This is a genomic window from Methylobacterium nonmethylotrophicum (assembly GCF_004745635.1).
Classification (GTDB): Bacteria; Pseudomonadota; Alphaproteobacteria; order Rhizobiales; family Beijerinckiaceae; genus Methylobacterium; species Methylobacterium nonmethylotrophicum.
The window spans coordinates 50641-64888 of record NZ_SRLB01000016.1 but is presented as its reverse complement, the minus strand read 5'-3'; the positions used below and the strand labels follow the sequence as shown (position 1 = coordinate 64888).

Below are 14248 nucleotides of genomic sequence, written 5' to 3'. Positions count from 1 at the left end.
ACCGCCCGATAGGTTTCAGCCCTCGCGAGGCGCGATCCCCTCGACCGCCGCGACCAGGCGGTCGAGGTCGGCCGCGCCGGAGAGGCGGTGATCGCCCTCCTTGATCAGGGTGAGCACCACGCCTGTCTCCGGAAGCCGCTCGACCAGCCGCAGGGCGTGGCGCCACGGCACGTCCGGATCGGCCATCCCCTGCAGGATGTGCACCGGGCAGCCCGGGTCGATCGGGCCGTCGAGCATCAGGTGGCGCCGCCCGTCCTCGATCAGGGCGCGGGTCACCGGCGTCGGCTCCGGCGAATATTGCGACTCGCGCCGCCAGACGCCGTCGCGCATCACCTGAGCGCGGATCTCCTCCGGGAACTGCTCCCACATCAGCGCCTCGGTGAAGTCCGTCGCCGGGGCGATCAGCACCAGGCCGGCGGGGCGGACCCGCCTCGCGGCAAGGAGCGCGATCCAGCCGCCCATCGATGAGCCGACCAGCACCGGGCGGTGCGGCGCGAGGGCGCCGATCACGCCCTCCGCATCGGCGAGCCAGTCCGAGATCGTGCAATCGGCGAAGGCGCCCTCCGATTCGCCGTGACCCGCATAGTCGAAGCGCACGAAGGCGCGGCCCTCGGCCGCCGCCCAGGCATCCAGGGCCTCGGCCTTGGTGGCGCGCATGTCCGACCGGAAGCCGCCGAGCCAGACCACCGGCGGGCCGGCCCCCGGCCGCACTAGTGTCGCGAGGCGGCGTCCCCGGACGGTCAGCATCGTGGCGGGTGGGCGTACCGGCTCTGGCATGTCGTTATCCCCGTTATTCCGGCCCCCGCCCTGGTCGTGGGCGGGTGGCGCCCAAGGTTTACCGATCCGCAACAAGGCCGGGCGACCTTGATGGACGTCCCGATGCGGATCGGACAGGCCGGCTTCTACACCGGCGGTTGCCGACGGACAGAGACGCGATATCTGGCCGGCGGCCCGCCGACCGACAGGGGTTCCTGCCAAAATTGGTTCCTGCGCGGAGCAGGCATCGTCACGCCGCGAGTGCTGCGATCAGAACACTGACCCGGAGTCCCATGCCGTCGAGCCAGGCCACGCCGTTCCCGGCCGCGAGCCACCCGCTGGCGGGTCGCACCGTGCTGCAGATCATCCCGGAGCTCGAGGCCGGTGGCGCCGAGCGGACCGCGGTCGACGTCGCGGCGGCCCTGGCGGGCGCGGGCGCCCGGGCCCTCGTCGCCACCGAGGGCGGCCGCCTGGTGGGCGAGTTGCAGGCCAAGGGCGGCGCCTGGGTGCCGTTCCCGGCCCGAGCCAAGAATCCCTTGGTGATGGCGCTCAATGTCGGGCGGCTGATGCGCATCTGCCGGGCGGAGCGGGTCGAGCTGATCCACGCCCGCTCCCGCGCGCCGGCCTGGGTGGCCCTGGGCGCGGCGCGGCGGCTGCGCCTGCCTTTCGTCACCACCTATCACGGCAGCTATGCCGGCCGCTCGCCGGCCAAGCTCCTGTACAATTCGGTGATGGCCCGCGGCGACGTGGTGATCGCCAATTCCCACTTCACCGCCGACGCGATCCGGCGCCTGTTTCCGCAGGTCGCCGGCGACCGGGTGCGGGTGATCCACCGCGGCACCGACCTCGCCGCCTTCGCCCCGTCCCAGGTCTCGCCGCAGCGGGTCGAGGCCCTGCGCCGGGCCTGGGGCGTCGCGCCGCACGAGCGGGTGGTGCTGCTCGCCGCGCGGCTCACCGCCTGGAAGGGCCACCGCATCCTGATCGAGGCGGCGGCGGCGCTGCGCGACGAGGGGCTCGCCGATTTCACGGTGGTGCTCGCCGGCGATCCGCAAGGCCGCACCGCCTATGTGCGCGAGCTCGACGCGATGATCGCCGCCTACGGCCTCGCCGGGCAGGTCCGGCGGGTCGGCCATTGCGCCGACATGCCGGCGGCCTTCCGGGCCGCCTCGGTGGTGGCGGTGCCCTCGACCGAGCCCGAGGCCTTCGGCCGCTCGGCGGTCGAGGCCCAGGCCCTCGGCACCCCGGTCGTGGTGTCGGACCTCGGCGCCGTGCCCGAGACGGTGCTCGCCCCGCCGGAGGTCCCGGCCGCCGAGCGCACCGGCTGGCGCGTCCCGGCCGGCGATCCTCGGGCTCTGGCCGGCGCCGTCGCGGAGGCGCTTCAGCTCGGCGCCAGCGCCCGCGACGCCCTGGTGCGCCGCGCCCGGCGCCACGTCGAGGCGCATTTCTCCCTCGAACTGATGCTGGCCGACACCCTGGCGGTCTATGCCGACCTGCTCACGCCGGCTCCGGCAGGAGAGGGGCCTTGAGGCGGCCGCAGCGCCCTCCCTCACGGCGCTGGAAGACATCGGGGAGGCGTCCCCCGGGCCCGGCTCCCGCCTCCCCCGCAACCAGGACACGCCTCGGCGAGTTGACAAATTGGACGATCTCGCCAAGGTGATACCGTTAACCCGAGTATGCCCGCGCGGTGGTTCGGGACCGGGAGCGCCCGGTCCATGGGCCGCCGCCGGACGACGTGATTGAGGAGATTCCAGCCATTCGCAGACCTATGAGAGCCATGCCGGCCCCGCAGAAAGACGGGCCGCGCGCCAACCGTGACATCCGCGGCGTCCGCGAGGTGCAGCTCATCGACGATACCGGTCAGAACCGCGGCGTCATGGGCTTCTTCGAGGCGCTGCAGGTTGCCGAGGAGGCGGGCCTCGACCTCGTCGAGATCGCGCCGAACTCCGTGCCTCCGGTCTGCAAGCTTCTCGACTATGGCCGCTTCCGCTTCAACGAGCAGAAGAAGCAGGCCGAGGCGCGCAAGCGGCAGAAGACCGTCGAGGTCAAGGAGATCAAGCTCCGGCCCGGCATCGACAAGCACGACTACGACGTCAAGATGAAGGCCGTGCAGCGGTTCTTCGAGGAAGGCGACAAGGTCAAGGTAACCCTGCGCTTCCGCGGCCGCGAGATGGCGCACCAGGATCTGGGCCTGCGCCTGCTCGAGCGCGTCAAGGCCGAGACGCAGGAAGTCGCCAAGGTGGAGAGCGAGCCGCAGCTCGAGGGCCGCCAGATGATCATGATCCTGGCGCCGCGCTGACGCGACGGCGCCCGCCGCGCGGGGGCGCGGCGGCGGATTCCGGGACGCGGATCACGGGGAGCTCCGAGGCGCGAGCGGTCATGTCTCGCGCGGACGGAGCATCGAAGGGCCGGGCATGTCCCGGCCCATCGCTTGCCTGCTTCGGCAGCACGCTATTTCAGCAGGACGACCTGCGCGTCGCCGGTCCGGCGCAGCACGTTGACGGTGACGTCATTGCCGTGACGGTGCAGCAGCAGGTCGATGTGGCTGTCGCCGAGCTTCAGGTTGCGGATCAGCACGTCGTCCAGGAAGGCCGGCAGGATCGGGTCGCGGAAGCGGACCCGGTTGCGGTCGTGGCGCAATTCGAGCCCGAGGCAGGCGGCCAGGAACGCGAAGGGCGCCGCCGCCGCCCAGGCCTGCGGGCTGCAGGCGACCGGATAGTTGGTCGGCCCACGCTGCTTGCGCTGGATGAAGCCGCAGAAGAGTTCCGGCAGCCGCCGCCCCTCCTGGTAGAGCGAGGCGCCGTGCTGGCCCTCGAACACCCGCGCGGCCTCGGCCTTCAGGCCGTAGCGGGCGAGGCCGAGCGCGATCAGCGCGTTGTCGTGCGGCCAGATCGAGCCGTTGTGGTACGACATCGGGTTGTAGCGCGCCTCGCCGCTGGCGATGGTGCGCACGCCCCAGCCGTTGAAGCCGTCCTTCGACATCAGCACCGCGGCGACGCTCTCGGCCCGCTCCGGATAGGCGATGCCGGTGAAGAGCGCGTGGCCGGCATTCGACGAGCGCACCGCGCAGGCGCGCTTCTCGCCGTCGAGCGCGATGGCGTAGGTGCCGATCTCGGGCAGATAGAACTTCTCGTCGAAGGCCTTGCGCAGCCGCTCGGCCTCACCCTTCAGCCGCTCCGACAGGACGCCTTCGCCCATGAGCAGCGCGAGCTTCGCCGCGCCCCGCTTGGCGGCGTAGACGTAGCCCTGCACCTCGCAGAGCGCGATCGGCCCCTGGGCCATGCGGCCGTCGGCGTGGAAGATCGAGTCGTGGCTGTCCTTCCAGCCCTGGTTGGCCAGGCCCTTCTCGGTCTCGCGGGCATACTCCACGAACCCGTCGCCGTCCCGGTCGCCGTAATCGTCGATCCACTTCAGCGCCGCCAGGATGTTGGGCCAGATCGCCGCGATCGTCGCCCGGTCGCCGGTCTGCTCGTAGTACTGCCCGGCCAGCATGACGAAGAGCGGCGTCGCGTCGATGGTGCCGTAATAGAGCCGGAACGGCACCTCGCCGAGGATCGCCATCTCGCCGTTGCGGGTCTCGTGCAGCACCTTGCCGGGCTGGGCGTCGGCGGCCGGGTCGACGGTGGTCGCCTGCGTCGCCGCGAGGTGGCGCAGCACGCCCTTGGCGATCTCGGGATCGATCCACAGCGTCATCATGGCGGTGATGATGCCGTCGCGGCCGAACACCGTGCTGTACCAGGGGATGCCGGCATAGGGGTACACGCCGTTCGGCGTGCGGCTCAAGAGCATGTACAGGTCGGCGGTCGCCCGGCAGGCGGCCTCGTTGAACTGGTCGTTCGAGCTCTCGATGGTGGTGATGTTGGCGGTGGCCTTGCGCAGGTCGCGGCGGGCGTCGCGGTAGGCGAGCGCGAAGGTCATGCCCTCGCCCTTCGGATGACCCTCCTCGCGGCGCGGGCTCGGATAGGCGGCGGCCGTGAACGGCAGGGCGCTGCCCACCGCCGCCACCGCCTGGCCCTCCCGGCTGAGATCGACCGTGTCGCACACGGCGCGCACGAAGATCGAGGCGCGCCCGCCGGGGGAGAGCCGGACCTCGAACTCGGCCCTGTGCGCCTCGAGCCGCGCGGGCTTGGGGCCGAAGCGCAGGCGGGTGGTGCGACGGCGCCCGTCGAGCCCGTCGTAGCGGTACGTCACCTCGTTGGCGGCGGTCACCTCGACGCTGCGCCGGCCGCGCCTCTCGCGGTCGCTGCCGCGCACCTCGAACAGGTCGCGGAAATCGGCGTCGAAGGCCAGCGAGACGCGCAGGTGGCGGGGCTTGGTGTCGTAGTTGCGCAGGCCGATGCGGTCGTAGCAGGTGCCGCGAAAGAGAAACTTGGTCCGGTCGAGGGCGATGATCTCGCGCGGGATGCTGGTCTCGTCGCCGGCATCCAGCCGGATGTCCGGCGTCGTCATGTCGACCGAGAGGGCGCCGTTGTCGTCCTGCACCACCGAGCCGAGCAGCATCGGCCGCTGGCCCTCGACGGTCAGCTCCAGGCGCGACAGGAAGCGCGTGTCCTGGAAGTACAGTCCCTCGGGTCCCGGGAAGACGCCGATGTCGCCGTAGCTGTCGAGCACCGCGAAGGCGTCGCCGTGCTTGAGCGAGCGCAGCTGGCGCTCGACCAGCGAGGTCTGGGCCTCGATATGGTATTGCGGCAGCGTCTCGTCGTCGGGGGCGGTCGCGACCATCGGCACGGGTTCTCTCCTGGGCATTCGGCCCGCGCGGCGTCGCGGGGATCGGGGGCGAGATCTCGGGGTGGTCCACGCGGCAGGCCGGCGCGCGGTTCCCCGCTGCGATTCGCGAAGACCGGCTCCACGCTAGAGCGAATGTGGGCCATCGTGCGGCATGTGCCAGGGGTATCCGTTATCCCGGCGGCCCGGATTTCAGGCAGGCGCCGCACAAACGAAAGGCCCGGCCCCCTTGCGAGGGCCGGGCCTTTCGTCCGTCGACGGGTGTCAGGGATCAGACCGCCGGGATCAGACCGCCCGGAGGGTCGGGCGCAGCGCAGCACCGTTGGCCGCGCCGTTGAGGGCGGCGGGGGCGCCGATGGTCAGGCCCGGGATCTTGATCGCGTCGAGGTCGCCGGCGAGCAGCGACTCGTAGGCGGCCACGTAGGAGCGGGCCATCACGCTCGCGGTGAAGCGGGTCTCGAAGTAGCGGCGCACGCCCTCGCGGCTCATCGCCTTGCAGGTCTCGACCGCGGCGACCGCCTCGTCCATCGACTCGACCACCACGCCCGAGACGCCGTCCTTGATCACCTCGGGCACCGAGCCGTTGCGCCACGCGATCACCGGCGTGCCGGCCGACATCGCCTCGATCATCACCAGGCCGAAGGGCTCCGGCCAGTCGATCGGGAAGGCGAGGGCGAGCGCGTTGCCGAGGAATTCGTGCTTCTGGTCCTCGTTGATCTCGCCGATATACTCGACCAGGGGGTGATGGGTCATCGGCTCGATGACCTCGTCCCAGTATTCCTGGTCAGCCTTGTCGACCTTGGCGGCGATCTTCAGCTTCACGCCGGAGCGCTTGGCGATCTCGATCGCCCGGTCGGGGCGCTTCTCGGGCGAGATGCGACCGAGGAACGCCAGGTAGCCGCCGTCCTTCGGGGTGGCCGAGAAGCGGCAATTCTCCGCCGGCAGGCCGTGATGGATGGTCTGCAGCCAGTTCGCGTTCTCGGGCATCGGCCCGCGCTGGTGGTCGGAGATCGACACCAGGGGCATGCCCGTGAAGGTGCGGTAGACCGGCATGAAGTCCGGCACGTCGAGCCGCCCGTGCAGGGTGGTGACGCATTTGTGGTTCAGGTCCTCGAACAGCGGGTACTGCAGGAGGTCGATGTGGAAGTGGATGACGTCGAACTCGTCCGCCCGCCGGCGCAGGTGGTAGAGCATCGCGAGGTGGCTGGCGACGTGGTCGCGGATGCCGGCGAGCCGCAGGCCCTCCGGGCAGCAGGCGACGAGCTTGGCGCTCGTCTCCGAGTCGCCGCTCGCGAACAGCGTGACGTCGTGGCCCTGGCGGACCAGCTCCTCCGTGAGCCAGGAGACGACACGCTCGGTGCCGCCGTAGAACTTCGGCGGAACGGCCTCCGCGAGAGGGGCTACCTGGGCAATGCGCACGACGAAATCTCCTGAGACGCCAGACGGTGGCAGGTCAACGTTGGCGGGGATCAAGCAGGATCGGGCCTGAGCGGGACATGAACGAAACCGCGCTCCCACGCTTATGGTTCCGGTGCGGCGCACAACGCCATCGCCGGAACCTGCCTGTTCCCGACCCGCACAGGAATCAACCGCGCCGCGAGGCGGCGATTGCGGTCTGCTCACGTCTCTGTTATAGCGCGCGCCTCGCCGACCCGCCCGGCCGTGAGGGCTGCCGTGGCGGTTCGTGTCGCTCCACACCTTCGATCGAGCGCGATCGTCGGGGCCCGCCCGTGGCGGATCCCCGGTGGAGTTCGCGTCAGGAGAGCAAAATGCCCAAGCTGAAGACCAAGTCGGGCGCCAAGAAGCGCTTCAAGATCACCGGGACCGGCAAGGTCATGTACGCCCAGGCCGGCAAGCGCCACGGCATGATCAAGCGGACCACGAAGCAGATCCGCAACCTGCGCGGCACGACCACCCTGTTCGAGGGCGATGCCGCCAACGTGAAGAAGTACTTCCTGCCGAACGCCCGCTGACGCGCGGCGTTTTCGTCAGAGATACGCTTCACCCCGCCACTCTGTTTCGTAGAACCCCCAGGAGATCACCATGGCCCGCGTCAAGCGCGGCGTGACCAGCCACGCCAAGCACAAGAAGGTTTTCAAGGCCGCCAAGGGCTATTACGGCCGGCGCAAGAACACGATCCGCATCGCCAAGCAGGCGGTCGAGAAGGGCATGCAATATGCCTACCGCGATCGTAAGAACAAGAAGCGCAACTTCCGCGCGCTGTGGATCCAGCGCATCAACGCGGCGGTCCGCCCGCACGGCCTGACCTATTCGCGCTTCATCGACGGCCTCGCCAAGTCCGGCGTCCAGGTCGACCGCAAGGCGCTCTCGGAGCTCGCCATCCACGAGCCGGCGGCCTTCGTGGCCGTGGTCGAGAAGGCCAAGTCGGCGCTGCCGGCCGAGCTCGTCAAGGCGGCTTGAAGCCCGAGCCTCACGGCCCGCGCCCGGCGCGGGTCCTCCGGTCCCCCGCGACCGGACAGCACGGCCCGCCCTCGCGGGCCGTTTTGCGTTGCGAAGGCCGGTCCCCCGCCCGGGTTGACGGAGCGGGGCGGCGCGTTGCAGGGCATCGGCTGAGCCCCGATTGAGCAGACCATGACCGATCTCACCAGCCTCGAAACCGATCTCCTGGCGCAGGTCGCCGGCGCCGCCGACGAGGCGTCCCTCGAAGGCGTGCGCGTCGCCGCCCTCGGCAAGAAGGGCGCCGTCTCCGAGCTCTTGAAGACGCTCGGCGCGATGTCGCCCGAGGCGCGCAAGGAGCAGGGCCCGCTGATCAACGGACTGCGCGACCGGGTCCAGGGCGCGATCCAGTCGCGCCGCGAGACCCTGGCCGAGGCGGCGCTCGCGGCCCGGCTCAGTGCCGAGCGCATCGACGTGACCCTGCCGGTGCGCGAGGGCCCGGAGACCCGCGGGCGCATCCACCCCATCACCCAGGTGATGGACGAGATCACGGCGATCTTCGGCGATATGGGCTTCTCGATCGCGGAGGGGCCGGACGTCGAGACCGACGAGCTGAACTTCACGGCGCTCAACTTCCCCGAGGGCCATCCGGCCCGCGAGATGCACGACACCTTCTTCCTGCGGCCCGACCGGGACGGGAAGCGCAAGCTCCTGCGCACCCACACCTCGCCGGTGCAGGTCCGCACCATGCGCAGCGTGCAGCCGCCGATCCGGGTGATCTGCCCTGGGCGCACCTACCGGCACGATTCCGACCAGACCCACACCCCGATGTTCCACCAGGTCGAGGGCCTGGTGATCGACCGCCAGGCCAATATCGGCCACCTGAAGTGGATCCTGGAGGAGTTCTGCAAGGCGTTCTTCGAGGTCGACAGCGTCAAGATGCGCTTCCGGCCCTCGTTCTTCCCCTTCACCGAGCCTTCGGCCGAGGTCGACATCCAGTGCTCGCGCAAGGGCGGCGAGATCCGCTTCGGCGAGGGCGACGACTGGCTCGAGATCCTCGGCTGCGGCATGGTCCACCCCAACGTGCTGCGCAATTGCGGCCTCGACCCGGACAGCGTGCAGGGCTTCGCCTGGGGCATGGGCATCGACCGGATCGCGATGCTCAAATACGGCATGCCGGACCTGCGCCCGTTCTTCGAGGCGGACGTGCGCTGGCTCGAGCATTACGGCTTCCGGCCCCTCGACATCCCGAGCCTGGTCGGTGGCCTGACCGGCTGACGTCACCGTCCAGAGGCGTCTACGTAAACGAGGCGGCTTGCCCCGAGAGGCGCATCATGATTGAGAGCGAGATTCTAGCGATCACCGACGAGGTCCTCACGCAGTACCTCGCCGCCTCCGGCTATGAGCAGGCCGAACTGCGCGCCGGCTACAACCACGCCGACGAGCCGTCGTTGTTCGTTACCGCCCATTTCAAGCCTGGCTCGGGCGTGACCGGCGGGGCCGAATCCAACGCCGCGCATGCGGCGCTTCGGATGGCTCTGCTCGCGAAGGGGGAGGAGCGCTTCCCCTATCTCGAATTCCGATATCCAGGTGACGAGCCCCTCGGGAACGACGACGAGGATGAGTGGGACGAGGAAGAGAACGCCTGATGCCACGCCTGGGCAATTCCCTCGTCTACGACCTCCTGGAACTCGCCGATGCCCTGGCCGAGCAGCGCGGGCGCCGCAACCTGGAGAAGGCGGCGATGCGGCGCGCCGTCAGCGGTGCCTATTACGCCGTGTTTCACGGCCTCTGCTTCGTCTGCACCCGTTCGCTCGGCCTGTGGCGGCGTGACGCCGCGGTGATGGAGCCGATCTACCGGCTGCTCGATCACGGCCAGGTCCGGCGGCGCCTGTCGGGGCGCGAGGCGGCTGAGCTGGGCTCGGTGATTGCCGGCATCGGGACTGCCTTCGCCGATCTGCAGGAGCGCCGGCACCTGGCGGATTACAGCCCGCCGAGCCTCGATGTCCGTCGCGATGTGACCCGCAACGCCGTCGCCCGCGCCCGCAAGACGATCGCCGACCTCGAAACCCTCGACGACGACCAGTGCCGCCGCCTGGCCGTCCTCCTCATCACGAAGACCCGGCTCGCCTGAGCCGAGAGGTAGCCCCGATGAAGTTCACCCTCTCCTGGCTCAAGGACCACCTCGACACCGACGCCTCCCTCGACGTGATCGTCGAGACGCTGACCCGCATCGGCCTGGAGGTCGAGCGCGTCGAGGACAAGGCGGCGGCGCTCGCGCCCTACCGCATCGCCGCCGTCCTCACCGCCGAGCAGCACCCGAACGCCGACCGCCTGCGGGTCTGCACCGTCGATACCGGCGAGGGCGCGCCCGTGCAGGTCGTCTGCGGCGCGCCCAACGCCCGGGCCGGCATGCGCAGCGTGTTCGCGCCGCCCGGCACCTACGTGCCGGGCAAGAACATCACCCTGTCGGTCGGCGTGATCCGCGGCGTCGAGAGCCGCGGCATGCTGTGCTCGGGTGCCGAGCTCGGCCTGTCGGACGATCACGACGGCATCCTCGACCTGCCCGCCGACGCGCCGGTGGGCCAGCCCTACGCGGCGTTCGCCGGCCTCGACGATCCGGTGATCGAGATCAACCTGACGCCGAACCGGCCCGACTGCACCGGCATCCACGGCATCGCCCGCGACCTCGCCGCCACCGGCATCGGCACCCTGCGGCGCGAGCACACCCCGCCGGTGCGCGGGGACGGGGCCTGCCCGGTGACGGTCACCCGCGACCTCGCCCGCGAGGACGATCATCTCTGCCCGCTCTTCGGCTTGCGGCTGGTGCGGGGCGTGACGAACGGGCCTTCGCCTGAGTGGATGCGCCGGCGCCTGACCGCGATCGGCCTGCGGCCGATCAATGCGCTCGTCGACATCACCAACTACATTACCTTCGACCGCGGCCGGCCGCTTCACGTTTTCGACGCCGCCAAGGTGAGGGGCAACCTCACCGTGCGGCGCGCCCGCGACGGCGAGGAGGTGCTGGCCCTCGACGGGCGCACCTACCGGCTCGACGACGGCACGGTCGTCATCGCCGACGAGGCCGGGGTCGAATCGATCGCCGGCATCATGGGCGGGGAGCATTCCGGCTGCGACGCGGGCACGACCGACGTGCTGATCGAATCGGCCCTGTGGGACCCGCTCACCATCGCCCGCACGGGGCGTCGCCTCGGCATCGTGACGGATGCCCGCTACCGGTTCGAGCGCGGGGTCGACCCGGCCTTCGCGCTGCCGGGCCTCGATCTCGCGACCCGGATGGTGCTCGACCTCTGCGGCGGCTCACCCAGCGAGGCTGTCGTGTCGGGCGAGGTGCCGGACACCGACCGCATCGTCGACTTCCCGTGGACCGAGGTGCGGCGCCTCTCCGGCCTCGACCTGCCGCGGCCGGAGATGAAGGTGACGCTCGAGGCGCTCGGCTTCCACGTCGCCGGCTCGGGCGACCGGGCCAAGGTGCTCCCGCCGTCCTGGCGCCCGGACGTCGAGGGCAAGGCCGACCTCGTCGAGGAGATCGTGCGCATCGCCGGCCTCGACCGGATCGAGCCCAAGCCCCTGCCGCGGATCGAGGCGACCGTCATCCGCCCGGTCCTGACCGTGATGCAGAAGCGCACGCGGCTCGCCAAACGCGAGTTTGCGGCCCGCGGCCTCGTCGAGGCCGTGACTTGGTCGTTCATCGCCCACAACGACGCGACGCTGTTCGGCGGCGGCAGGCCGGAGCTGGCGCTCGCCAATCCGATCGCCGCCGACCTCTCGGACATGCGCCCGAGCCTGGTGCCGGGCCTCGCCCGCGCCGCGCAGCGCAACGCCGACCGGGGATACGGCGACGTCGCCCTGTTCGAGGTCGGGCAGTGCTTCGCCTCCGACCAGCCGGAGGGCCAGACCACCAAGGCGACGGCGCTCCGCCGCGGCTCCGCCCGCCACGGCGGCGCCGGCCGGCACTGGGACGGCACGGCTCGGCCCGTCGACGCCTTCGAGGCCAAGGCCGACGCGCTCGCGCTGCTCGCCGCCCTCGGCGTGCCGACCGGCGGCCTGCAGGTCGTCGCCGGCGGGCCGGACTGGCTCCATCCCGGCCGCTCCGGCACGCTCCAGTTCGGGCCGCGCAACCAAGTGGGGTTCTTCGGCGAACTGCACCCGCGGGTGCTGAAGGCCCTCGACGTGAAGGGCCCGGTGGTGGTGTGCGAGATCACCCTCGACGCCTTGCCGCTCCCGAAGCACCGGCCGACCAAGATGAAGCCGGCGGCGAGCCTGCCGGACTTTCAGCCGCTCACCCGCGACTTCGCCTTCGTGGTCTCGCGCGCCGTCGCGGCGGGCGACATCCTGAAGGCGGCGCAGGGCGCCGAGCGCACCCTCGTTACCGGGATCGAGGTGTTCGACGTCTACGAGGGTCCGGGGATCGGCGAGGACCAGAAGTCCGTCGCCGTGGCGGTGCGGCTGCAGCCGACGGACCGCACCCTCACCGACGCCGAGATCGAGGCGGTGAGCCAGAAGATCGTCGCCGAGGTGACGCGCAAGACCGGCGCGACCCTGCGGGGTTGAGGCCGACACGTACCGGCGGCGCGCCGCACGACGCCGGATCAGCGGAGGAGGAGGTGGGCATGGCGGATACCGATCTGATCCGGGAGCTTTCGGCCGCGACCTACCTGCCGGAGGAGGCTCTGGAGCGCGCCTTGGTGGCGCCGGAATCCATCGCCGAGCCGGTGGTCGCAATCCTCGTCCGCGCCGCCGACGGCGAAGGCGAGGCGCTGACCGAGCCCGAGCGGAGCCTGCTGTTCTGGGGCATCCACGTCCTGGCCTCGGCCCGGGACACCCGGATCCACGCGCCCCTGATGCGCCTCCTGCGCCGCGACGACGACGCCATATCCGCGGCCCTTGGGGAGGATTACCCGAACACCCTGGCGAGCCTCGTCGCCGGCAGCTTCGACGGCGACGCCGACGCCCTGCTTGCCGCCATCGCCGGCGAGGCGCCCGCCGGCCTCGCGCGGATGCAGCTCTTCCACGCCCTGGCGCTGCTGACGGCCGACGCACGCATCGACCGAGAGGCGGTGAAAGCCTTCCTGGTCCGCTTCGACGACGAGCGCTTGGCGCTGCCCGACGCGGAGGAGGTCTGGCAGGGCTGGGAGGACACGGTCGCGCTGCTCGGCTTCGACGACCTCGTGCCCCGTCTCAAGGCGGCGCGCAAGGACGGCCGCAACGCCGGCCGCGTCGTCAGCTGGGAGACGGTGCAGGAGACCCTCAAGGAAGCGCGTCTGCGGCCGAAGAGCCGCGAGCGCTTCGACGATCTGCTGATCGACTACCTCGACGACCTGATCGGTGCGCTCGACCATACCCGCGAAGGGGCCATGGATCACCTGCCCGACCTCGACGACGACGGAGTCCCGATCCCCGAGCGCAACCCCTATCGCGACGTCGGCCGCAACGATTCATGCCCCTGCGGCAGCGGCAAGAAGTTCAAGAAGTGCTGCCTCGGCAAGGTCGAGCAGGGCTTCGCCGCCCTGCCGCCGCTGCCGCCGATGCGTTAGGTCTCCGTCCCGCTCAACGGGTTGCCGGGATCCCAGGCGTAAGCCAGCGTCTCGAAGCGCAGCGAGCGGGCATCGACCATCAGCAGCCGGCCGACCAGCGGCTCGCCGAAGCCCGCGACGGCGCGGACGACTTCCAGCGCCATCAGCGAGCCCATCAGGCCGGCCAGCGCGCCGAGCACCCCTGCCTCGGCACAGGTCGGGACCGAGCCGGCCGGCGGCGGGCTCGGGAACAGGCAGCGGTAGGTCGGGTTCGGCCGGCCGTCCGGCCCGGTCTCGTGGGCGCGGATCGTGGTCAGCGAGCCGTCGAACTGGCCGAGCGCCGCCGTCACCAGGGGCCGGCGGGCGCGGTAGCAGGCGTCCGAGACGGCGTAGCGGGTGGCGAAATTGTCCGAGCCGTCGGCGACGAGGTCGTAGTCGCCGATCAGTGCCTCCGCGTTCTCCGGCGTCAGCCGGGTGGCGTGGGTCTCGACCCGGACGTTGGGGTTGAGCCGGGCGACCGCCTCGGCCGCGCTCTCGACCTTGGGCCGGCCGATATCGGGCGTGCCGTGGATGACCTGGCGCTGCAGGTTCGAGAGCGAGACCGCGTCGTCGTCGACGATGCCGATCGTGCCGATCCCGGCCGCCGCCAGGTACTGGATCAGCGGCGCGCCGAGGCCGCCGGCCCCGATCACCAGCACCCGGGCCGCCTTGAGCCGGACCTGGCCGGGGCCGCCGACCTCCCGCAGCACGATGTGGCGGGCGTAGCGTTCGATCTCGTCGGGGCTGAGCGCGGTCATCCGGCACTGGTTAAGCGAGATACCGGCCGCCGGGAAGTC

At 71.0% G+C, this 14248-nt stretch carries 13 protein-coding genes; 9 read left to right on the top strand and 4 right to left on the bottom strand.

Going from position 1 to position 14248, the window contains the following annotated elements; translation table 11 throughout:
• Window positions 1–15 precede the first annotated feature (15 nt).
• On the bottom strand, window positions 16–777 hold the full coding sequence (locus EU555_RS21405) for an alpha/beta hydrolase (protein ID WP_135417266.1): 762 nt from the start codon (window positions 775–777) through the stop codon (window positions 16–18).
• 272 nt (window positions 778–1049) lie between these two features.
• Here EU555_RS21405 and EU555_RS21400 point away from each other — a divergent pair, with 272 nt between their 5' ends.
• Both EU555_RS21400 and infC read left to right on the top strand, forming a co-directional pair.
• The gene (locus EU555_RS21400; protein ID WP_135417265.1) at window positions 1050–2282 is read left to right on the top strand and encodes a glycosyltransferase family 4 protein; all 1233 of its coding nucleotides are present in this window, start codon (window positions 1050–1052) and stop codon (window positions 2280–2282) included.
• 248 nt (window positions 2283–2530) lie between these two features.
• On the top strand, window positions 2531–3052 hold the full coding sequence (gene infC / locus EU555_RS21395; RefSeq protein ID WP_245524424.1) for a translation initiation factor IF-3: 522 nt from the start codon (window positions 2531–2533) through the stop codon (window positions 3050–3052).
• Window positions 3053–3204: 152 nt separating this feature from the next.
• Here infC and EU555_RS21390 read toward each other — a convergent pair whose 3' ends face one another.
• On the bottom strand, window positions 3205–5475 hold the full coding sequence (locus EU555_RS21390; protein WP_245524423.1) for an amylo-alpha-1,6-glucosidase: 2271 nt from the start codon (window positions 5473–5475) through the stop codon (window positions 3205–3207).
• Between the two features lie 288 nt (window positions 5476–5763).
• Window positions 5764–6897 (bottom strand): glycosyltransferase family 4 protein, encoded by a 1134-nt coding sequence (locus EU555_RS21385; RefSeq protein ID WP_135417263.1) that lies wholly within the window; start codon window positions 6895–6897, stop codon window positions 5764–5766.
• 350 nt (window positions 6898–7247) lie between these two features.
• Between EU555_RS21385 and rpmI the strand changes: the two genes are divergently transcribed.
• From rpmI to EU555_RS21350, 7 genes are all read left to right on the top strand, one after another.
• Window positions 7248–7451, top strand: a complete 204-nt coding sequence (rpmI, locus tag EU555_RS21380; protein ID WP_007561407.1) for a 50S ribosomal protein L35 — start codon at window positions 7248–7250, stop codon at window positions 7449–7451.
• 70 nt (window positions 7452–7521) lie between these two features.
• Entirely contained in the window at window positions 7522–7899 is a 378-nt protein-coding gene (gene rplT / locus EU555_RS21375) for a 50S ribosomal protein L20 (RefSeq protein WP_135417262.1), read from the top strand.
• Window positions 7900–8070: 171 nt separating this feature from the next.
• Entirely contained in the window at window positions 8071–9153 is a 1083-nt protein-coding gene (gene pheS, locus EU555_RS21370) for a phenylalanine--tRNA ligase subunit alpha (protein ID WP_135417261.1), read from the top strand.
• A 56-nt stretch (window positions 9154–9209) separates the two neighbouring features.
• On the top strand, window positions 9210–9524 hold the full coding sequence (locus EU555_RS21365) for a hypothetical protein (protein WP_135417260.1): 315 nt from the start codon (window positions 9210–9212) through the stop codon (window positions 9522–9524).
• Window positions 9524–10009 (top strand): hypothetical protein, encoded by a 486-nt coding sequence (locus EU555_RS21360; protein ID WP_135417259.1) that lies wholly within the window; start codon window positions 9524–9526, stop codon window positions 10007–10009. The genes EU555_RS21365 and EU555_RS21360 overlap by 1 nt, the downstream gene beginning before the upstream one ends.
• A gap of 17 nt (window positions 10010–10026) precedes the next feature.
• Window positions 10027–12450 (top strand): phenylalanine--tRNA ligase subunit beta, encoded by a 2424-nt coding sequence (gene pheT, locus EU555_RS21355; RefSeq protein WP_135417258.1) that lies wholly within the window; start codon window positions 10027–10029, stop codon window positions 12448–12450.
• A gap of 59 nt (window positions 12451–12509) precedes the next feature.
• On the top strand, window positions 12510–13433 hold the full coding sequence (locus tag EU555_RS21350; protein ID WP_135417257.1) for a DUF1186 domain-containing protein: 924 nt from the start codon (window positions 12510–12512) through the stop codon (window positions 13431–13433).
• Here the strand turns inward: EU555_RS21350 and EU555_RS21345 are convergent.
• The gene (locus EU555_RS21345; protein ID WP_135417256.1) at window positions 13430–14209 is read right to left on the bottom strand and encodes a HesA/MoeB/ThiF family protein; all 780 of its coding nucleotides are present in this window, start codon (window positions 14207–14209) and stop codon (window positions 13430–13432) included. The two genes, EU555_RS21350 and EU555_RS21345, sit on opposite strands and share 4 nt — an antisense overlap.
• Window positions 14210–14248 lie beyond the last annotated feature (39 nt).

Coding starts and splice junctions, on each gene's coding strand:
- EU555_RS21405 (WP_135417266.1), bottom strand. CDS start 777: ATGCCAGAGCCGGTACGCCCACCCGCCACGATGCTGACCGTCCGGGGA.
- EU555_RS21400 (WP_135417265.1), top strand. CDS start 1,050: ATGCCGTCGAGCCAGGCCACGCCGTTCCCGGCCGCGAGCCACCCGCTG.
- infC (WP_245524424.1), top strand. CDS start 2,531: ATGCCGGCCCCGCAGAAAGACGGGCCGCGCGCCAACCGTGACATCCGC.
- EU555_RS21390 (WP_245524423.1), bottom strand. CDS start 5,475: ATGGTCGCGACCGCCCCCGACGACGAGACGCTGCCGCAATACCATATC.
- rpmI (WP_007561407.1), top strand. CDS start 7,248: ATGCCCAAGCTGAAGACCAAGTCGGGCGCCAAGAAGCGCTTCAAGATC.
- rplT (WP_135417262.1), top strand. CDS start 7,522: ATGGCCCGCGTCAAGCGCGGCGTGACCAGCCACGCCAAGCACAAGAAG.
- pheS (WP_135417261.1), top strand. CDS start 8,071: ATGACCGATCTCACCAGCCTCGAAACCGATCTCCTGGCGCAGGTCGCC.
- EU555_RS21365 (WP_135417260.1), top strand. CDS start 9,210: ATGATTGAGAGCGAGATTCTAGCGATCACCGACGAGGTCCTCACGCAG.
- EU555_RS21360 (WP_135417259.1), top strand. CDS start 9,524: ATGCCACGCCTGGGCAATTCCCTCGTCTACGACCTCCTGGAACTCGCC.
- pheT (WP_135417258.1), top strand. CDS start 10,027: ATGAAGTTCACCCTCTCCTGGCTCAAGGACCACCTCGACACCGACGCC.
- EU555_RS21350 (WP_135417257.1), top strand. CDS start 12,510: ATGGCGGATACCGATCTGATCCGGGAGCTTTCGGCCGCGACCTACCTG.
- EU555_RS21345 (WP_135417256.1), bottom strand. CDS start 14,209: ATGACCGCGCTCAGCCCCGACGAGATCGAACGCTACGCCCGCCACATC.